Origin of the sequence: Sodalis sp. RH14, assembly GCF_047324285.1 — a bacterium.
GTDB lineage: Bacteria > Pseudomonadota > Gammaproteobacteria > Enterobacterales > Enterobacteriaceae > Acerihabitans.
Map to the genome: position 1 here is coordinate 2,494,189 of NZ_CP178739.1, position 20,465 is coordinate 2,514,653.

16 protein-coding genes are annotated in these 20,465 nt (G+C 58.1%); 11 read left to right on the plus strand and 5 right to left on the minus strand.

What is annotated here, in order from left to right; translation table 11 throughout:
- The first annotated feature begins 37 nt into the window (after positions 1-37).
- The 5 genes from ACL2XQ_RS11415 to ACL2XQ_RS11435 all read left to right on the plus strand — a co-directional run bounded on the left by ACL2XQ_RS11415 (position 38) and on the right by ACL2XQ_RS11435 (position 4,893).
- Entirely contained in the window at positions 38-1,021 is a 984-nt protein-coding gene (locus ACL2XQ_RS11415; RefSeq protein WP_413740357.1) for an MDR family oxidoreductase, read from the plus strand.
- A gap of 294 nt (positions 1,022-1,315) precedes the next feature.
- Positions 1,316-2,449, plus strand: a complete 1,134-nt coding sequence (locus ACL2XQ_RS11420; RefSeq protein ID WP_413740358.1) for a glutathione-independent formaldehyde dehydrogenase — start codon at positions 1,316-1,318, stop codon at positions 2,447-2,449.
- Positions 2,450-2,797: 348 nt separating this feature from the next.
- Positions 2,798-3,421, plus strand: a complete 624-nt coding sequence (locus tag ACL2XQ_RS11425; RefSeq protein ID WP_413728156.1) for a hypothetical protein — start codon at positions 2,798-2,800, stop codon at positions 3,419-3,421.
- A 70-nt stretch (positions 3,422-3,491) separates the two neighbouring features.
- A complete protein-coding gene (locus tag ACL2XQ_RS11430) occupies positions 3,492-4,139 on the plus strand; it encodes a cytochrome b/b6 domain-containing protein (RefSeq protein WP_413740359.1) in 648 nt (215 codons plus the stop codon).
- Positions 4,132-4,893, plus strand: a complete 762-nt coding sequence (locus tag ACL2XQ_RS11435) for a molybdopterin-dependent oxidoreductase (RefSeq protein ID WP_410014634.1) — start codon at positions 4,132-4,134, stop codon at positions 4,891-4,893. The genes ACL2XQ_RS11430 and ACL2XQ_RS11435 overlap by 8 nt, the downstream gene beginning before the upstream one ends.
- A gap of 11 nt (positions 4,894-4,904) precedes the next feature.
- Here the strand turns inward: ACL2XQ_RS11435 and ACL2XQ_RS11440 are convergent, their stop codons facing one another.
- The 3 genes from ACL2XQ_RS11440 to ACL2XQ_RS11450 all read right to left on the minus strand — a co-directional run bounded on the left by ACL2XQ_RS11440 (position 4,905) and on the right by ACL2XQ_RS11450 (position 7,957).
- Complete coding sequence (locus ACL2XQ_RS11440) at positions 4,905-6,476, minus strand: diguanylate cyclase (RefSeq protein WP_413723068.1); 1,572 nt, start codon at positions 6,474-6,476, stop codon at positions 4,905-4,907.
- Positions 6,477-6,692: 216 nt separating this feature from the next.
- Positions 6,693-7,160 carry a FidL-like protein gene (locus ACL2XQ_RS11445; RefSeq protein ID WP_410014636.1) on the minus strand — a complete coding sequence of 156 codons (468 nt, stop codon included), beginning with the start codon at positions 7,158-7,160 and terminating at the stop codon, positions 6,693-6,695.
- Positions 7,160-7,957 (minus strand): winged helix-turn-helix domain-containing protein, encoded by a 798-nt coding sequence (locus tag ACL2XQ_RS11450; protein WP_413732613.1) that lies wholly within the window; start codon positions 7,955-7,957, stop codon positions 7,160-7,162. Before ACL2XQ_RS11450 ends, ACL2XQ_RS11445 begins: the two co-directional genes overlap by 1 nt.
- A gap of 421 nt (positions 7,958-8,378) precedes the next feature.
- Between ACL2XQ_RS11450 and ACL2XQ_RS11455 the strand changes: the two genes are divergently transcribed.
- From ACL2XQ_RS11455 to ACL2XQ_RS11475, 5 genes are all read left to right on the plus strand, one after another.
- On the plus strand, positions 8,379-8,906 hold the full coding sequence (locus ACL2XQ_RS11455; protein ID WP_410014638.1) for a winged helix-turn-helix transcriptional regulator: 528 nt from the start codon (positions 8,379-8,381) through the stop codon (positions 8,904-8,906).
- On the plus strand, positions 8,903-10,174 hold the full coding sequence (gene fabF / locus ACL2XQ_RS11460; RefSeq protein WP_410014639.1) for a beta-ketoacyl-ACP synthase II: 1,272 nt from the start codon (positions 8,903-8,905) through the stop codon (positions 10,172-10,174). Before ACL2XQ_RS11455 ends, fabF begins: the two co-directional genes overlap by 4 nt.
- A gap of 263 nt (positions 10,175-10,437) precedes the next feature.
- Positions 10,438-11,457: an ABC transporter substrate-binding protein gene (locus tag ACL2XQ_RS11465; protein WP_413740513.1), complete on the plus strand. Its 1,020-nt coding sequence runs from the start codon at positions 10,438-10,440 to the stop codon at positions 11,455-11,457.
- 58 nt (positions 11,458-11,515) lie between these two features.
- On the plus strand, positions 11,516-12,460 hold the full coding sequence (locus ACL2XQ_RS11470; protein WP_410016795.1) for a FecCD family ABC transporter permease: 945 nt from the start codon (positions 11,516-11,518) through the stop codon (positions 12,458-12,460).
- On the plus strand, positions 12,460-13,230 hold the full coding sequence (locus tag ACL2XQ_RS11475; RefSeq protein WP_413740514.1) for an ABC transporter ATP-binding protein: 771 nt from the start codon (positions 12,460-12,462) through the stop codon (positions 13,228-13,230). The genes ACL2XQ_RS11470 and ACL2XQ_RS11475 overlap by 1 nt, the downstream gene beginning before the upstream one ends.
- Before the next feature lie 47 nt (positions 13,231-13,277).
- Here ACL2XQ_RS11475 and ACL2XQ_RS11480 read toward each other — a convergent pair whose 3' ends face one another.
- Positions 13,278-14,012 (minus strand): substrate-binding domain-containing protein, encoded by a 735-nt coding sequence (locus ACL2XQ_RS11480; RefSeq protein WP_413740360.1) that lies wholly within the window; start codon positions 14,010-14,012, stop codon positions 13,278-13,280.
- A gap of 24 nt (positions 14,013-14,036) precedes the next feature.
- On the minus strand, positions 14,037-17,804 hold the full coding sequence (locus tag ACL2XQ_RS11485; protein ID WP_413740361.1) for a hypothetical protein: 3,768 nt from the start codon (positions 17,802-17,804) through the stop codon (positions 14,037-14,039).
- 348 nt (positions 17,805-18,152) lie between these two features.
- On the opposite strand from ACL2XQ_RS11485, the gene maeB reads away from it, so the two are divergent.
- Positions 18,153-20,432 carry an NADP-dependent oxaloacetate-decarboxylating malate dehydrogenase gene (maeB, locus tag ACL2XQ_RS11490; RefSeq protein WP_410014642.1) on the plus strand — a complete coding sequence of 760 codons (2,280 nt, stop codon included), beginning with the start codon at positions 18,153-18,155 and terminating at the stop codon, positions 20,430-20,432.
- Positions 20,433-20,465: the final 33 nt, after the last annotated feature.

Here is a 20,465-nt window from a genome sequence, read left to right on the forward strand (position 1 = left end):
GGGCTCACGATATTTAAAGACCATTTGAGGAATCAGCATGTTTAACGCAATCTTGGTTGAGAAAGACGAACAAGGCTATCGCGCCCGCCATACCCGCCTGGACGAGGCGCAGCTGCCCGCGGGCGATGTGCAGATAGATGTTGCGTATTCCACGCTCAACTATAAAGACGGGCTGGCCATTACCGGTAAAGGCCCGGTGGTACGCACGTTCCCCCTGGTGCCGGGCATTGATCTGGCCGGTATCGTCACGCATAGCGATCATAGCGCTTTTAAAGCGGGCGACGCGGTGCTGCTTAACGGCTGGGGCGTGGGGGAAAAACACTGGGGCGGGCTGGCGCAAAAAGCGCGGCTGAACGGCGACTGGCTGATCCCGCTGCCCACGGGGCTGACCGCCCGGCAGGCCATGGCGATAGGCACCGCCGGTTATACCGCCATGCTGGCGTTGCTGGCGCTGGAGAAAAACGGCGTGACGCCGGCGGGGGGCAAGGTACTGGTTACCGGCGCCAACGGCGGCGTCGGCAGCTTTGCCATCGCGTTCCTCTCCCGCCTGGGCTATGAGGTAACGGCGTCCACCGGGCGTCAGGAGGAGGCGGAACATCTGCGGCAACTGGGCGCAGCCGAGGTTATCGACCGGGCGCAGCTTTCCGCGCCGGGGCGTCCGCTGGGCAAGGAACAATGGGCCGCCGCCATCGACAGCGTCGGCAGCCATACGCTGGCCAATGTCTGCGCCGGTTTACGCTACCAGGGTACCGTGGCCGCCTGCGGCCTGGCCCAGGGCATGGATTTGCCGGCAAGCGTGGCGCCGTTTATCCTGCGCGGCGTGACCCTGGCCGGGGTGGATAGCGTGATGCGCCCGGTGGCCGATCGCCTGATCGCCTGGCAGCGAATCGCCGCCCTGGTGGACGACGGCCTGTTAAACAGCATCAGCCGGGAAATCGGCCTGGGCGAGGTCATCGCCACCGCGGGCGCGCTGCTGGACGGCAAAGTCCGTGGCCGGATTGTCGTCGACGTTAACCGTTAACCGCCAGGCATCATGCCCCGCCGCCGAGCGGGGCATGATGTTGTACCCGCAGGGTCGTATTGCGCCGATCACTGTTCATCAATACTGATTAATTAGCCTTTATTCAGCGCCTTATGCCACAGGTCATCTCACTCTAACGCACGTCCCGCCTCGCTTGTCATAGCGATCCGCCACGGTATTTTGTGTAAAAAAATTCATCATTAATAGCGCCCCGGCGGCTTTTGGTCTATCCGTTAAGCATGCGGATAGAAACCATTTTGCCCCAAATCACAGTGACATGTTCCGGAGGAAATCATGAAAGCAGTCGTTTATAACGGTCCACGCGATGTGGCGGTGAAGGATATGCCGGACGCGAAAATCATCAAGCCAACCGACGTACTGGTGCGCATCACCACCACCAATATCTGCGGTTCGGATTTGCATATGTATGAAGGCCGCACCAGCTTTGAAACGGGCCGTATTTTCGGACATGAAAACCTGGGCCGGGTTATTGAAACCGGGGCGGGGGTGGAGCGCATCAAGGTCGGGGATTATGTTTGCCTGCCGTTTAACATCGGCTGCGGGTTTTGTGAAAACTGCGAACGCGGGCTGACCGGGTTCTGCCTGACCGCCAACCCCGGATCGGCGGGGGCCGCCTACGGCTTTGCCGAAATGGGACCTTATGAGGGCGGTCAGGCGGAGTTGCTGCGCGTGCCCTTCGGCGATTTCAACTGTCTGGTGCTGCCGCGCGACGCGCAGGAGAAAGAGGACGATTACGTGATGCTATCCGATATTTTCCCCACCGGCTGGCACGCCACGGAACTGGCGGGATTGCGTCCGGGCGATAGCGTCGCCATCTACGGCGCCGGCCCGGTGGGGCTGATGGCCGCCCATTCGGCCATCATCAAGGGCGCGTCGCAGGTGTTTGTGGTGGATACCCACCCAAGCCGTCTGGCCTTGGCCGAGAAACTCGGCGCCACGGCCATTAACGGCGTCGGCGACGCGGCGGTGGAGAAAATTTTAAACCTGACCGACGGGCGCGGCACCGACTGCGGCTGCGAATGCGTCGGCTACCAGTGTTGCGATAAACACGGCCATGAGGATATCTCCGTTACCATGAACAGCCTGGTGGCCTCCACCAAAGCCACCGGCGGCATCGGCGTGGTGGGGGTATTTGTTCCGCAGGATCCGGGTGCGCGCCAGGAGCTGGCCAAAGAGGGTAAAATGCCGTTCGATTTCGGCAGCTTTTGGTTTAAAGGCCAGCAAATCCGCACCGGCCAGGCCAACGTCAAGGCCTATAACCGTCAGCTGGCGCGCCTGATTCACCAGGGCAAGGCGAAACCGTCACAAATTATTTCCCATCGCCTGCAATTGGCGCAGGCGCCGGAGGCATACCAGCATTTTAACGATCGCGACGAGGGCTGGACCAAAGTCATCCTCAAACCCTGAATGATACGGCGTTGGCCCACAGGGAGGTGAGCCATACCACGACACCCGGGAGCGCTTTAGCACAACGCCGCAGGCGTTGGCCCGCGGGATGGCCCACAGGATGTGAGCCATGCATCGCGCCCTGGTCACGCGTTTTTAATCATCTTGCCGCCATGCCCTGCCGCCGCTTTATTCTGTCTGCGCCAGGCCTTGATGCCGTTCATGCTGAAATATCTTTCAACATCTTCCCGCCGCGAAAGCGTTTTTTGCCCAAGCCAAATGTCAAAAACGCGCGTAATGTTATAAAGTCGTATAAAAAATGTTATATCCGGCGCGCCACAGGCCGCAAAACTGGAACAGGAGACGTTCATGGCTCGTTATACCCTTTTATCCGGCATGCTGCTGGGCATGCTTACGCTGTGCGCCCCCGCCGTCATGGCGGCGGACGCCCCCGCCAGACCGATGGCGGTGCGGGGCACGGTGACGCAGTTCAGCGGCGACCAGCTGAAGTTTACCGATCGCAAGGGCGCGGCGGTCACCGCCACCCTGAATGACAAAACCACCATTTCCGCGGTGGCGCAGGGTAAAATCAGCGATATTAAACCGAATAGCTTTATCGGCACCGCCGCGGCGCCGCAGCCGGACGGCACCTTAAAAGCCCTTGAAGTCCATGTGTTCGACCCGTCGCTGCGCGGTTCCGGCGAAGGGTTCCGGCCCTGGCAGGGATCCGACGGCCAGGTCGGCACCATGACCAACGGCACCGTGGGCACGCTGGTAAATGCCAACGGACGCACCATGACGGTGAAGTACCAGAACGGCGAAAAAAAGGTTGTGGTGCCGGATGACGTGCCTGTTGTGACACTGTCACCCGGTGATCGCTCGCTATTGAAACCCGGCGCGCATATTATCCTGTTCCCGGCGCCGGGCAGCGCGGATCATGTCGTGGCGGCGCGTATTGTGGCCGGTGTTAACGGCACCGTGCCTCCCATGTAATATCCGATGCGTGTTTCAGGCCGGGCGGCGTGGCCGCCCGGCCTGTTAACCGGCCGATCCTGGAGCGCCAGTGAACCCATCTTCTTCCCCGTCGTTAACCAAAATACGCCGGCACCGCGTCCCGGTGCGCATCATGCACTGGCTGAATGTGCCGATACTGTGCGCCATGCTGATGAGCGGCTGGGGCATTTACAATGCGTCGCCGATTTTTCCCGCCTTTACCTTTCCCAGCGTCCTCACCCTGGGCGGGTGGCTGGGCGGCGCCATCGCCTGGCATCTGGCGGTGATGTGGGCGCTGGCGGCAAACGGCCTGCTGTATATTCTGTGGGGGATCGGCAGCGGGCATTTTCGCCGCGACTTCCTGCCGCTGACGCCGCGCACGCTGGCGCGCGACGTTAAGCTGGCGCTGACCTTGCGCCTGGCGCACCGGCTTGGGCGTTATAACGCCATTCAGAAGGCGTTTTACTGGTTTGCCCTGGCATGCGGGCTGCTGCTGGTCCTTTCCGGCCTGTCCATGTGGAAGCCGGTACAGCTTTACCGGCTGGCGGCGCTGTTTGGCGGCTTCGACCGGGCGCGGTATGTGCATTTTTTCGCCATGAGCGGCATAGTATTATTCGCCGTGGTTCATGTCGCGATGGTGATCGCCGTGCCGTCCACCTTTTGGCCCATGATCACCGGCGTTATACGCCGTTCGCCCCGGGATGCGCAGGATGAATAACAGATCAAACAGCGGATTAAAGCTCGAACCGGCGCAGCAGAAGGCGCTTTATCGTTTGCAGCGGCGTCTGTTGCTGCGCTCCGGCCTGACCCTGGGCGCGCTGACCCTGCTTACCGGCTGTAACCTGCAGGACGGCGACGAGGTGGATAAGGTGCTTTGGGCCATGTCGCGCTGGAACGACCGGGTCCAGGGCTGGCTGTTCAGCGGGCAGCGCCTGGCGCAAACCTATCGCGCGGATCAGGTTGCCAACCCGTTCCCCTTCAATGCTTTTTATCCCGAATATAATGTGCCGGAAATCGATCTCTCCACTTATCGGCTGGAGGTGTCGGGGCGGGTGGCCGATAAGCGGCCCTGGACGCTGGATACACTGCGGGCGCTGCCGCGGCAAAGCCAGATTACCCGGCTTATCTGCATTGAGGGATGGAGCGCCATCGGCCAGTGGAGCGGGGTGCCGCTGCGTACCTTTCTTGAACGGGTCGGGGCGGACCTGCGCGCCGGCTTCGTCGGCTTCCGCTGCGCCGATCGCTATTATTCCAGTATCGACATGGCCACCGCCCTGCATCCGCAAACTACCCTGGCGCTGGATTTTGCCGGCAAGGCACTCCCGGACGCCTATGGATTCCCGCTCAGGCTCAGGGTACCGACCAAGCTGGGCTTTAAAAACGCCAAGCATATCGTTTCCCTGTCGGTGGGCAACACCAATCCCGGCGGTTATTGGGAAGATCAGGGGTATAACTGGTTCAGCGGCATCTGACGCCTGGATCATCAGGCCTGGCAAATCTGGTTGCGTCCCTGGCGTTTTGCCTGGTACAGGGCCGAATCCGCCTTGACCACCAGCCGGCTGGGCGTGTCCTGCCCAGCCTCCGGCAGGCCGACAAAAACGCCCAGGCTGGACGTCAGGATACCGGCCGGGCTGCCCTGGTGGGGAATATTCAACGCCACGATCCCTTGCTGGATGCGCCGCGCCACCGCCAGGGCGCCGTCCCGGTCGGTGGCGGGCAGCAGGACGATAAATTCTTCCCCGCCGTAGCGCGCCACCACGTCGCGGTGGCGCAGCGGCAGGTTTTTCAGGGTGTGCCCGATACGCTTGAGGCAATTATCACCGGCCACATGGCCGTACAGATCGTTAAATTGTTTAAAATAATCCACGTCCAGCAGAATGATGCCCAATACCTGCTGCGTGCGCAGCGCGCGCTGGAATTCATTGTCCAGCGACAGATCAAAATGCCGCCGGTTGTAAAGCCCGGTCAGTCCGTCCGAACGCGCCAGCCGCTCCAGCGACCGGTTTAACTTGCGCAGCTCCTGCTGGGCGTGGATGAGCTGTTGCTCGGCGCGCATCCGCGCGCGCGCCTGACGCATCAGCACCAGGCAGACCACGGTAATCATCGCGATAAAAATAAGCGTCATCACCACATGGTTGAACGCGTCCTGGCGCCAGTCCGCCATGGTCTGATCCAGCGACAGGCCGGTAGTGACGATCACCGGGAACTGCTTGAGATGCGTATAGCTATAGAGTTTTTGCGCCGGATCGGCTCCCAGGGCGCTGTTGACGATACCCGAGCTGTGCTGCCGGATATTATCCCGGTATAGCGGCGAACCGGCGATGGTGGTGCCGATGACTTTTTCATTATACGGGTGACGGTAAAGCACGGTACCGTTGTCGAGCAGCATCATTAACGTTGAATCATCGCTTATCATAAACCGGGTATAAAAGCTGCGAAAATGATCGATCATAATGCTTTCCAGCAGTACGCCGGCAAAACTGCCGTCGGGATGGTTGAGCCGGCGTGAAATGGGCACGATCAGCGCATTGGTCATGCGGCTGCGGATAACCTTGCCGATGCGCGGGGTCAGTTCGGGATGGTCGCGGTGATAGATAAAATAATCCCGGTCGGCGTAGCCGTTGACGGCGGGCAACCGCTCAGCCGCCGTGACGATCATCTGGCCCGTGGCGTCAAACAGCGACAGCGCGCTGATTTGCTTTAACCCGGCGGTTTTTTGCTGGAAAAGCTGATGCAGCCTGGGCAACTGCGCCGCGCCGCTGCCCAGGGCGGCGATCTGTTGCGCCAGTTCATCAAGCGTGGCTTCGGCTTGGGCGAAGGTATCGCTGGCATGCTGCGACAGCGCCTGGGTCAGGTTCATGGTGGCGGTCTGGGATTTGGCCAGCGCCGACTGGTAGGTTTGCCAGAGATGCCAGACGTTAATGGCTATCAGGGCGACGATCAGCAGCGCGGCGGATGCGCCCAATTCAAACAGCAGGGTAAAGCGGGGGCGTTCAGGCGATGGCGCCGTCTGTTTATCTGGCCGGGGAAAACCGAAATATCTGCTTTTTCTCATAAGGTTATATCAATGGCATACCTGGACTCTCGGTAACGGGACGGGACAACCGGCCGCCGCGGCAATGGCGCGCTACGCGGCCGGATTGCATTAGAAGTATTTATCTTCCGGGCCGGTTAGTCAAAGATAGGGCGGCGTTAATTCGCCGCCGCCGCGGCGCGGGCGAATTGTGGCGCCGCAGGCGGCAATCCAGGCCGGGTAAATTGATAATGATGCTTAATCACTCGCACAGATAAAAAATGGCGAATACAGCAGGCTGACCAGGATGGCGTTTTTATCGATACGCCTAAAGCTGGGCAACAGGGATGCGCCTACCGGCAGGAGCACCGGGCTGGCGATACCGTCGGGGGCGTTATCCAGCGTGGAGACAATTTCGCGGGTAATGGTTATTTCATATAAACCCTGCTGGTTTTGCTGCCGGTAACTAAAAAAGCGGCTCCGGTGCAGGTTATAGAGGCGATCGTCATGGGCCAGGGTGCCGTTAAGGGCATAAAAACCCTGGCTCGGACTGGTAAAAAACATTTTGGCTTCCACCGTGTAGGTTAACGATCCGGCGGGAATGGCTGAACGATAAACCATCAGGGCGGAACACTGGTAGCCGGAAATACCGCCGCGGTAATGACTGCGGTAAAACAGCGTAAGCGATAACAGGAGCAACGCCAGGATAAGCCAGATTCTTTTCATCAGACGTCCCAGTTATAAAAGTAGAAATTGAGGCAACCGGTGAGTTTACCGCCGGCCTCCTGTTCACATTTCGCCAGGAAAGTACGGCGGTTGATGCCGTCCTTTATCGTGGCGGCGGTACGGGAGAACAGCACCTTGTCATGGGCGTCGCAGCGTGCAATATTTCCCGCCATGGCCCGCTGGATATGCGCGGCCAGATCCGGGCGCTCCCGGTCGTTTATCGGACGCAAGGTATAAATATTGCATGAATCAATATTCTTAAAGAAATAGAGAGGCTGCCTGTCGTCTTGCCTGAAATAGACATAGGTAGTCGACACGGTGATAATAATCGACAGTGCTAAAAATAAATTTATCATAAGTTCTTTAGTGAAATGATCTGTCTTCGGGGCGGCGGTCTCCATACCGCCGCCGTTATCATTGGCAACGGGTGTGTCCAATGCGGGATCCGGCGATTGATCATATACGGCGATAGCCAAACGATCGTTTAGCTTAAGTCCGCGTTTAGGCAGGGTGACGATGGCCGAGGCCTCCAGCCCAAGCGCGATCAGCGCTTTCCTGATCAGGCTGACCTGTTGATTTAAATTACCGTTGGAGGGGGATAAGCCATGTTTTTCCCAGACGTTGGCAAATAAATCTTCCCGGCTGACGGTATCTCCGTTGCCATGGGAAATAATAAGCGCTTCTAATACGCGCCCGGCTGTATTGGAGAGATTGACCGCCGTTTCATCATCCGCTAATAAGGATAAACGATATTCCAGCGTATTAAATACAATGCGATCGTTGATCAGATACTTCATTGCCTTCTCCATGCCGATGGACAGTGCGCCAATACTTATAGCCGCTATCAATATATGTACTGAAATAAAATAAATAAAAGCGCAGCCAGTAATAGGCCGGGTCGATAAAAAAAACTTATATATTCCCTGCGGCAAATTAATTTAATCATGGTGGCTATCTGTGCGGAATTATAGCTATTGCGATAAAAGGAAAGGTTAATACCGCTGGAAAACAACATAAACAGGGTTAATCGCCAAAAATGGCGTAAACATGCGCATAAAAAGCTGCCGGCGGCGCGGCGCGGCGGCGCAAACCAATGACCCGCACTGATCGGACTTGTTCAGCGTACACTTGTACGCTAGAGTGACTTCCCCGAAGGCTACAATTATGGTAGTCACCTGCGCAAAACGGGCCGGCTTGGGGCACCAGGAGCGTTCAGCCATGCAAAAAACCAATATCGGCGCGATGGATTGCCCCATCGCGCAATCGCTTGAGCTGGTGGGGGAATGGTGGAGCATGTTGATTTTACGCGACGCCTTCCAGGGACTCAGCAAGTTTGATGAATTTCAGCGCAGCCTGGGTCTGTCGCCGACCATGCTTACCCGCCGGCTGAAAACCCTGGTGCGCAACGGCATTTTATACAAACAGGCCTACAGCACGCGTCCGGCGCGGTTTGAATATTTACTGACCGAACGGGGCGAGGCGTTTTTTCCGGTACTGCTGACCCTGCTGCAATGGGGCAACCAGGCCCTGGCGCAGGAGGATATCGCCATCGTGCCTGTCAACCGCCGGCATGCCGGGAAAGTCGCGCCGGTGCTCGTCGACCGGGATACCGGCGAGACGCTCACCCATCTAAACGTCACAATTGCCGCCGGGCCGCGTGCTGGTGAAAGCATAAAGCGTCGGCTGGAAACAAGACAGGAAAAGCAAAACCATCATGATGCATATCCGCACAAGGAATTTTTATGAGTAACCGTCGAATCGTTATTACCGGTATGGGCGCGGTATCGCCTTTAGGCTGCGGTACAGAAACCGTATGGCGGCGCCTGCTGGCGGGCCAGTCCGGCATCCGCCCCTTGCCGGAGGCGATGGTTGCACAACTGCCGGTGAAAATCGGCGGCCAGGTTCCCGACCCGGAACAAGACCCGGAAGGCGGCCTGTATCCGGACCGTTTTGTGCCGCCGAAAGACCAGAAGAAAATGGACCGGTTTATCCTGTTCGCCATGGCGGCTGCCGATGAAGCGCTGCGCCAGGCGGGCTGGACGGCAAGCACGGATGAGCAGAAAGAACGCACCGCGACCATTATCGCCACCGGCATCGGCGGTTTCCCGGCCATCGCCAACGCGGTGCGCACCTCGGATAATCGCGGTCCGGGCCGGCTGTCGCCCTTTACGGTGCCGTCGTTTCTCGCCAACCTGGCCGCCGGCCATGTTTCCATTAAACACCAGTTCAAAGGGCCGATCGGCGCGCCGGTTACCGCCTGCGCGGCGGGTGTGCAGGCTATTGGCGACGCGGTGCGCCTGATCCGCAACGACGAGGCGGATATTGCCTTGTGCGGCGGCGCCGAGGCCGCCATCGATACCGTCAGCCTGGGAGGGTTTGCCGCCGCCAGGGCCATTTCCACGCATTTCAACGCCGCTCCCGCCACCGCCTCGCGTCCGTTCGATCGCGACCGCGATGGTTTTGTCATGGGGGAAGGCGCCGGACTGCTGGTGGTTGAAGAACTCGAGCACGCGCTGGCGCGCGGCGCCACGCCGCTGGCGGAAATCATCGGCTACGGCACCAGCGCCGATGCCTACCATATGACGTCGGGTGCGGAAGACGGCGACGGCGCCTACCGGGCGATGAAGATCGCCCTGCGCCAGGGCGGTATCACCCCCGCGCAGGTACGGCATCTGAATGCTCATGCCACCTCGACGCCGGTGGGGGATCTGGGCGAGATCAACGCGGTAAAACATCTGTTCGGCGACCACAGCGAACTGGCCATTACCTCCACCAAATCGGCCACCGGGCATCTGCTGGGCGCCGCAGGCGGCCTGGAAGCCATCTTTACCGTGCTGGCGCTGCGCGACCAAATCGTGCCCGCCACCCTTAACCTGGACAATCCCGATCCGGCGGCGGCGGGTTTGCATCTGGTGCGCGGCGAGCCGGAACCGGTGGCCATGACCTATGCGCTGTCCAATGGTTTTGGTTTTGGCGGCGTGAACGCCAGCATCCTGCTAAAACGCTGGGAATGATTGCGTCGCTTTCCCGTCCGTCAGGGCGGGAAAGCGTTGTTTCCCGCCATCAGGGGCGCCGCGTTGACGCGCTTGATATCGTCTCCGATGGCACGCCGGGAGCATAAGTTTCCGGCGTGGCGCCGCTCTTAGGTCCTTGTGCAACCGGGGCACTCGTTATATATTTCATTACACACCGAATTCCTCCTCCCATAGCGATTATTATGTCTCACTTTGCAGCACGTTTACGCGTTTTCCTCACGTTTGTCCTCCTTTCCCTGGCGATGACGGCCAGCGCCGGCGCTGCCGCGGCGCGGACCCTCACCGATCAGCTGGGGCGCAGCGTTACGCTACCCGACCGCGTGGACCGGGTGGTGGTATTGCAACATCAAACCCTGAACCTGCTGGTGCAACTGGACGCGGCGGACGACGTGGTCGGCGTGCTGTCGAGCTGGAAAAAGCAGCTTGGACCGGATTTTGCCCGCTTCGCTCCGCGCCTGGCGACCCTGCCGATGCCCGGCGATCTTAACCAGGTGAATATCGAAAGCCTGCTGGCGCTGCATCCCCAGGTGGTGTTTGTCGCCAATTACGCGCCGCCGGAAATGATCAGGCAAATAGAATCCGCCGGGATCCCGGTGATCGCGGTGTCGTTACGCCAGGATCAGCCGGGGGAACAGGGCAAGCTCAATCCCGCCATGACGGATGAGGAAGAGGCATACAACCAGGGCTTGCGCCAGGGTATCCGGCTGATAGCCGAGGTGGTAAACCGCCGGGATCAGGGCGAGGCGCTGATTAACTATACCTTCAGCGCGCGGGCGCGTACCGACGACCGGCTCAAGGAAATTCCCGCCGATAAGCGTATCCGCGTTTATATGGCCAACCCGGAGTTAACCACTTACGGCGCGGGCAAGTATACCGGCCTGATGATGCGCCACGCCGGCGCGCTGAACGTGGCCGCCGCCAGCATCAGCGGCTTTAAGCAGGTGTCGATGGAACAGGTGCTGGCCTGGGATCCGCAGGTGATTTTTGTCCAGGACCGCTATCCTGAGGTGGTGCAACAGATTAACGGCGATCCGGCCTGGCAATCCGTCGACGCGGTTAAACATCACCGGGTCTATCTGATGCCGGAATATGCCAAGGCCTGGGGATATCCGATGCCGGAGGCGCTGGCCGTCGGCGAGCTCTGGATGGCGAAAAAGCTCTATCCGCAGCGTTTTGCCGATGTGGATATCGATAAGCAGGCCGATGCCTATTATCGCCATTTTTACCGCATGGCGTGGCGGCCGCGTCCCGATGCCGGCTAGGGCGAAGCCAGAGCTTAGCGCCGCGGCCCCCTGGCTGCTGGCGGTGCTGACGATCGCCATGGTTTTCCTGTCCCTGGGCATCGGGCAGTTCAGCCTGTCGCCCCTGCGCGTCATGCAGCAACTGGCCCATCCCCTGCAGCCGGGAACATTGGACTACCAGGTTATCTGGACCATCCGTATGCCGCGCATCCTTACCGCCTGCCTGGCGGGCGGGGCGCTGGCGCTGTGCGGCGCCGCGTTGCAGGGGGTATTCCATAATCCGCTGGTGGATCCCCATATTATCGGCGTCAGCGCGGGCGCCGCGTTTGGCGGCACCCTGGCTATCCTGCTTGGCCTCGCGCCGCTGCTGCTGATGGCCTCCACCTTTTTCTTCGGCCTGCTGGCGCTGCTGCTGGTGTATATGATTGCCGCCACCCTGGGGCGCGAAAACCGGCTGATGCTGATCCTGGCGGGCATTATCCTGGGCGGCTTTTTTGCCGCGCTGGTCAGCCTGCTGCAATATCTGGCCGATACCGAGGAAAAGCTGCCGAGTATCGTATTTTGGCTGTTGGGCAGCTTCGCCACCGCCAGCTGGCATAAGTTGCTGATGCTGTTCGCGCCGGTACTGGGCGCGGGTACGCTGCTGTATCGCCTGCGCTGGCGCATCAATATTCTTTCCCTGGGCGACGACGATGCGCGCGCGCTGGGCATGGCGGTGGTTAACCTGCGGCGCCTGGTCTTGGTGCTGTGCGCGCTGCTGACGGCGGCGCAGGTGGCGGTCAGCGGCAGTATAGGCTGGATTGGGCTGGTGATCCCGCACCTTGCGCGCATGCTGGTGGGCGCCGATCACCGGCGCCTGTTGCCCACGGCGTTCTGGCTCGGCGGCGCCTTTATGGTGCTGGTGGACGATGTGGCGCGTACGCTAAGCCAGGCCGAAATCCCTCTGGGCATTATTACCGCGCTGCTCGGCGCGCCGCTGTTTGCCTGGCTGCTGATCCGCGACAGCCGCGGGAGAACGCAATGATCGGCGCTACGCTCAATGCCCGGGGCCTGGCATTCGGTCATGGGGAGCCGTTATTCCGGCCGCTGGACTTCGCCTGCGCGCCCGGCGAGATCTGCGCCGTCCTTGGCGCCAACGGGCGCGGCAAGAGCACGTTGCTGCATACCCTGGTCGGTATTCTGCCCGCGCTGAGCGGCGATATCCGCTGCCACGGCGGTATTGGTTTTGTCCCGCAGCGTTTTACGCCGGCCTTTTCCTACCGGGTGTTTGATATCGTGCTGATGGGACGGGCGGGCCACGTCGGGCTGTTGCAGATGCCCTCGCGCCGGGACGAAGCCATGGCCCGTGAGGCGCTGGAGATGCTGGGAATCGCGGCGCTGGCGCCGCGCGCCTACCTGTCGCTGTCGGGCGGACAGCAGCAACTGGTGCTGATCGCCAGGGCGTTGGCGACCCACAGCGATTTGCTGGTGCTGGATGAACCCATGGCGGCGCTGGATTTGTTTAACCAGCAGGCGGTGATGCGCCTGATCCGCCGGCTGGCCCGCCGCCATGGCGTCAGCGTGCTGTTTACCACCCACGATCCCTGCCATGCGTCGCTGCTGGCCGATAATACCGTGCTGCTGTTGCCGGAGCGGGAGTGGCTGCACGGCGCCTCGCGTACGGTATTAAGCGAAGAAAACCTGAAACGCGCCTACGATATCCTGGTCAAGGGGATAGATATTGATGACCGGGGCCGGCAACATCGGGTCCTGGCTCCGCTGTTTGACCTGCGCGGGCCGGATGCGGCGTCATAAGATTGCGCCAAGCGGGCGCTATGGCGATTGTCTCGCCTGCGTCGCGCTCAGGACAAGGGGGCGCAGGGGGACAGGAATCCGGCTTGGCGCAAAAAAAACTGCCCCGGCGCCGAAAGAATAAAGTCCGCGAGCGCGCGGGCCGGCGCCGAACGCAGCGCCAGGGCATAGGTGGCGAAGACATTATGGCAGTCCGGGATAACGACCACCCGCAGCGTCGGATCCTGTTCAAGCCTTGGCGCGTAATGCGCGTAGCCGATAAAGATATCGGCCAGCCCACGGCGGATAATCCACCCGGCGGCCAGCTCGCCCGCGGGAATGGGCGCGGTATCCGCGCCGCCCACCAGCGGCCGGGCGCGCTGTTTCAGAGGGGCCGCGCCGGTATGCAACAGGGCGCCGGCGGTATCGAACAATTGCCAGGCGTAGTCGCCGGAAGGATCGCAGCCTGGCGTGGAGGTGCCGATAACCAACCTGGGATCGCTCAACAGCGCCAGCCAGTCGGCGCCGTCGGTGCGCGGTCCGCGTTTTACCGTCAGGCACAACCGGTTGCGGGCAAAGGGCCGGACCTCCAGCGCCAATCCCTTTTCCCGCAGCCGGGCGGGATGGCCGGTATTGGCCGAGGCGAACAGATCGCAGTGCTCGCCCGCCTCGATGCGCCGGGACAGCAGGCCGGCGGGGCCGAACTCCACCGTCACCTGTTGGCCGGCAACGGTACGGTAACGGGCCAGCAGCGGCGTTAGCGCCGGGCGCAGGCTGCCGGCGGCCAATACAATCAATGGTGACATGGTTTTCCCGTTAATAGGCTTGCTTTATGTAGCATCTGGATCGCTATTATATATGCTATTCATGGCCATTCTGTAAATAAAAGAAACCATAGCGTCTAACCTTATATTATCTGGCATTAGCGCAGCCGCCCTTTTGTTTTTTGGCTTGATATAATCATAATCAAAAGGCTTATTCTCAGCTATATCAGTAAGAAATCTTGCTATAAAATCGGCATTATCCATGACAGCATTTGCTTTCAACATCGGATCCCTAAGCAGCAGTTCACGAATCTGCTGCTTACCCAGGGCCATGTTGCCGCGATCGTAATTGAATGCCCTGGCAAAATCATCCTCAATATTAACGTAGTTTGTACCGCGGTTGTTTAGCGCATCATCAAAACTCTCCATAAACTCACTGGCATCTCCCACTCTGCTGGTAGAGGGTGATATCAAGAAATCTAATGAACCGGAATGGTGGGAAACTTCATGCAGCACGGTGTGGCGGGGTAGGGTGCTCAGGGGCTGCGCGGCATAAAAATTATCAACCATAATGATTACCCTGCTTTTTATATCGTCCGCATAAGTAAATCCCATGGGACTTTGGGCGCGATATGCGTAGGGGCGCGCCGATGTGGAGCAAGTGGCGAAAATGATGCTTTGTTTGGTGGTTTCGAAGTACTTTACAATCTGTTCGGTGTGATACCTCAGCCTGGTCATGGCCTGGAAAATAATGGACGGATCATCGGTTTTCAAAACCTTTGATAAATAACATTTTATTGGATTTTTTTCAGGATATTGCATAATGCCTTCCGGCAGTGTCATCGTTGTCCTATGGAACTTGTCCTTAACAAACGCCGCATGGCTATGGGCTCGATCCACTTCCTGAATAAATTGATTGATATGGTTTCTCAGCAAAGAAAATTCCGCTGGAATTTTTAAGATATCTTCTCCATAACCAAACTGGTAAGTTGTCGGCGAAGCATAATGCTGCTTAATAGCATCGGCAATATCGCGGGTATGGTCGAATTTATACGGATAAAGTTCAGCATAGAATCGGTTCATCGGCGCCATAAACGTGGAACGGTCGGGTATGCCAGCCAGATCAACCAATGGGTTGTCGGCCCATGCGGGCTGAGGTGGGTGCCCGTGGTTATTATTAAACATAAATTGAAGCTTTTGCTGTTCTTGTCCCCCACCAGCCAGGATTCCCGATTTAGATTGCGCGGTGTGCTCTCTTACCGGCGACGATAGCGGTTTTCCCTCATTGAGCCTGACCGGTGGTGGTATGCTCTTTTTCATTTCCGCGAATTTCAGTTTATCAACGAGTTTATCAAACTGGTTTTTTTTGCCATATTGTTCAAAATGTTTAATTAATTTTCTTAGGGAATGGCTGCTTATGGCGGACAATATGTCAACGCCAGGATCAGCGGCCTTGAGGGTACCTATTAGCAGAGAAGTGCTTTCTTTACCGGTTGGCAGCCTGATGTGATGGATAACTTGAGCGCCCGCCGACTTCAGGGTGTTTTTAGTCAGCGCATTACCAGCAAACACCATTTGGCTTTTACTCAACCCTTTGATAATACTGGCGCCAAATTTTTGGCTCACATCGGCTATTTTCGCAGTCACGGTAAAAAACGCCACAGCGTCCAGCAAACAGGCGGGAACGGCTTTGTCAAGATCGTGCTTCAAAGCACCATCAACACAGTCATAAAAGGGGATGATATTTTTTGCCACAGCCCATATTTTTTGCAGGTCAGAGAGCGTATATCCCGACTGATAAAGGGCATTATAGAATGTCTCCCGGTGGCTGTTTGTCATAAAAACAGTCAAGCCGTCGTTGGTTTGGTCCTCATTTTTGATGACGCTTTTTTCAGCCTCTCCGTTAAAATAGGCAATAAGCGGATGTAAATTACTGTATTCTTTTCTGCCATCATGAGGCAGATGCTGGTCAAACCGCATAATGTGATAACCAATGCCGATTTTCCCCTTCATGGCATAATAGCGTTTTTCACCGCTGAGGCTCACTGAAAAAACATCCGCTTCTTTGATATTATCAAAATCATAGTGGCCAGCGCCATTATCCCGCATGGCGGGAATAAGTGCGTTAGCCTTTAAGAAGGGTATTATCCGCAGGCGATGAATGATGGCGTGGTCTGCTAAAATAAAGTCACGGTCGGTTTTTTCTACTGAACCAAGCGCATTTTTGATCAGGATTTCATCCCACTCGGAATAACGGTCTGCGACAATATTGGTGTGCTTTTCATACTCATTATCAATGCTTTCCGGCGCTGTTTTACAGGGAACAAAGACGTTGTTTAAATAGGCTTCTTTGGCGTGCTTTTTGCCTTCACTGTTTCTCTGTTCAAGGGTCATCGCCGGATTGACCATGATGGTCATAGGAAAAACAGTGTCGCGCGGGCAACGGTCAATGATACTGTCGGCAAGCTGCCCCCGCGTTAGCCATTGTTCTACGGCTTTCTTAAAGCGGTTGATTTTGTTGTCGAGGTCCTCGAGCGCGTTCCTTACCTGGACTCTGTGCGCCCGGTATTCGTCCAGCGCCCTGGCCCGCAGTAGCAACGAATTTGACTCCTCCTCGGCAATGAATTTCCCAGGATGGTTAACGGCCTGGAAGAGCAGGGCGGGCAGCGCGTAGTATTTAAGCATATCCGCGCTGACGCCGTCGCGCAGCGCAATATCCCATAATAGCGCGCCGGTTTTTACCACCTCGCGCCAATGGGTTTCCCCCAGGTTTATGCCGTTTTCATATAAAAATAATGAGCCGGAGAACAGCGAGGCGAATTCAAAATCATCCAGGGATAAGTGTTTTACCTGTGGGTCACGACCATAATAAGTCAATAGGGGGATGTGTTTGCATACCTCGCTGTCCCATTTGTTTTTTAATATCGCCTGGTCCGTTTCAGTCAAGATATTAAAATCCACTTTCCCTTCCGCTTGTAAGCCCTCAGAGGAAAGCAAGTACCTTATGCTGTCGATGGTAAACATAAAAGGGTAGCTGGCGTTAGCGACACTTATCGCCATTGCCATATCGGGTGATGTTCCCAGTATATTGTCGAAAAGCCACTGCCCGATGACTGAGCCGGCTTGTTCCGATGATAATGTGTCGTTCTTATGGGCGTCATAAAAATTGGCGGCGTTCAGCAGCAGCCGGGCGATAGATTTTTTATCCTTCGGCTCCGCGAAAGATAGGTATTTGGCAACCGCGGCGGTTATCTCCACCTTACTGAATTCATGCGGTTTCTTACCTTTATCCAGATAATGGGTTTTCTTGAGAAATCGAATAATTTGTTTGTTCTTATTGTGCAATTCGGCTGCGAACGCCCCGTCCCCGCGCGTCGTAACATGGCCGCGATAGGGGTTAAGTCCGCGTGATGACGATGCTGTATCCTCCGGCAACGTTGCAAGCGGCATAAGCCTATTCAGGTCTGTACTGTTTAGCGCACCCAACGCTAACGGGTAAGGAAGAAGATTGTCCCGCACGCCGGCGCCTGCCAGGCCGCCGTCGATATTTCCCGACCGCCAGCGAAGAAAAGAGCCGTAAGCACAGGTCGCGCCGCCCAGAACGGCAACGCCCGCGAGCCAGATCTTCCAGTAAGACCTGGTTTGGCCGGCCGGCCGGCGGGTATCCGATGGTAATTTCAGGGCAACCTGTTCCGAGGAACAGGAGGCAACGTCAAGACGGTGTGAAAATGCCGTTTTCCCAGGCACAGGGCTTTTCTGTGCCTGATCCGCGCGGGGAACGGACTGATAAGGACCAGAACAGGGAGGTGAGGTGAGCGAAAGTCCTTTTTGCATGGGTGTATTCCTCAAGGCGAAACATGAAGAGGTATCCATAGTAGTTGTCCCGGGTAAAACAGTACGGCAACGGGATATCGCCGGACGGGTTAGGGGACCCGGCGGACAGGTGGGACTGCGCGCCGTGGTGTTGATCATGCCTTTCCGCCAATATGTTTTGGCTGCGCTACCCTGAAGGGAAATAGATAATGAAAAAGTGTTTTATTTCCCGGACGTGACGCCTGTCGCATAATGTTATGCAGACTATGCCTTGCTTCATAGTTTGACTGTGCGCGCTCTTTATACTGGAGGGGATCTAACGTCGAACCATTCCTTTACAAGTCTTAAGAGAATACAAGGGATCCTACAATGGACGAACAGCTAAAACAAAGCGCTTTGGATTTTCATCAGTTCCCGCAGCCCGGCAAAATACAGGTTTCCCCGACCAAACCCTTGGCCACCCAGCACGATCTGGCGCTGGCCTATTCGCCGGGCGTCGCGGCGCCATGCCTGGAGATCGCCCGGGATCCGCTGGCCGCGTTTAAATATACCGCGCGCGGCAACCTGGTGGCGGTGATCTCCAACGGCACCGCGGTGCTGGGCTTGGGGAATATCGGCGCCCTGGCGGGCAAACCGGTGATGGAAGGCAAGGGCGTTTTGTTTAAGAAGTTTTCCGGCATCGATGTGTTTGATATCGAGGTGGATGAGCTGGATCCCGATAAGCTTATCGAGGTGATCGCCGCCCTGGAGCCGACCTTCGGCGGCATCAACCTGGAGGATATCAAGGCGCCGGAATGTTTTTATATCGAGAAAAAACTGCGTGAACGCATGAAAATCCCGGTATTCCACGACGATCAGCATGGCACCGCCATCATCTGCACCGCCGCGGTATTGAACGGCCTGCGGGTGGTGGAAAAGAATATGAGCGACGTCAAGCTGGTGGTCTCCGGCGCCGGCGCCGCCTCCATCGCCTGCCTGAACCTGCTGGTGGCGCTGGGGCTGCAGCGTCATAATATCGTCGTTTGCGATTCGCGCGGCGTGATCTTCGAGGGCCGGGAAGAGAACATGGCGGAAACCAAGGCCGCCTACGCCATCAAGGATAACGGCATGCGCAGCCTGGCGGACGCCATCCCCGGCGCCGATATCTTTTTGGGCTGCTCAGGCCCCGGCGTGCTGACCCAGGCTATGGTGAAGACCATGGGGCCGCGGCCGCTGATTCTGGCGCTGGCCAATCCCGAGCCGGAAATTCTGCCGCCGCTGGCGAAGGCGGTGCGCCCCGATGCCATTATCTGTACCGGCCGCTCCGACTATCCCAATCAGGTCAATAACGTACTTTGCTTCCCGTTTATTTTCCGCGGCGCGCTGGACGTGGGCGCCACCACCATCAATGAGGAAATGAAGCTGGCCTGCGTGCGCGCCATCGCCGATCTGGCGCTGGCCGAGCAAAGCGATGTGGTGGCTTCCGCTTACGGCGACCAGGACGTGTCGTTCGGGCCGGAATACATCATTCCCAAACCCTTCGACCCGCGGCTGATTGTCAAGATTGCGCCGGCGGTGGCGCGCGCGGCGATGGACTCCGGCGTGGCGACCCGTCCCATCAAGGATTTCGACGCTTATACCGAAAAACTGACCGAATTCGTCTATAAAACCAATCTGTTTATGCGGCCGATTTTCGCCCAGGCGCGCAAACAGCTGAAACGCGTGGTGCTGGCGGAAGGGGAGGAGGAACGCGTACTGCGCGCCACCCAGGAAATGGTCACCATGAAGCTGGCGCTGCCGATCCTGATCGGCCGCCCGAGCGTTATCGAGATGCGCTTGCAAAAGCTGGGCCTGCAGATTATCGCCGGCAAGGATTTTGAAGTGGTGAACAATGAATCCGACCCGCGTTTTAAGGAGTACTGGGGCGAATATTACCAGATCATGAAACGCCAGGGCGTCTCGCCCGAGCAGGCGCAGCGGGCGCTGATCGGCAATCCGTCGCTGATAGCCGCCATTATGGTGCGGCGCGGCGAGGCCGACGCAATGATCTGCGGCACCGTCGGCAGTTATCAAGAGCACTTTGCGGTGGTGGAATCGGTCTTCGGCTATCGCGAGGGCGTGCATGTGGCCGGCGCGATGAACGCGCTGCTGCTGCCCAGCGGCAATACCTTTATCGCCGATACCTATGTCAATGACGACCCGACGCCGGAGCAACTGGCGGAAATTACCCTGATGGCGGCCGAGACGGTGCGGCGGTTCGGCATCGAGCCCAAGGTGGCGTTGCTGTCGCACTCCAGTTTCGGCAGTTCGGATTGCCCGGCGGCGCGCAAGATGCGCAAGACCCTGCAATTGGTCAACCAGATGGCGCCCGATTTGGAAATTGACGGCGAGATGCACGGCGACGCGGCGCTGGTGGAAAGCATTCGCCGCGACCTGATGCCGGACAGCCCGCTCAAGGGCGCGGCCAACATCCTGATCATGCCCAATATGGAGGCCGCGCGCATCAGCTATAACCTGCTGCGGGTGTCCTCTTCCGAAGGCGTTACCGTCGGGCCGGTGCTGATGGGGGTGGCGAAACCGGTGCATATCCTCACGCCGGTGGCCTCGGTGCGGCGTATCGTCAATATGGTGGCGCTGGCGGTGGTGGAGGCGCAGACGGAACCATTGTAACCCCGCGGTATCGACGGGCCCGGCGCGCCATGG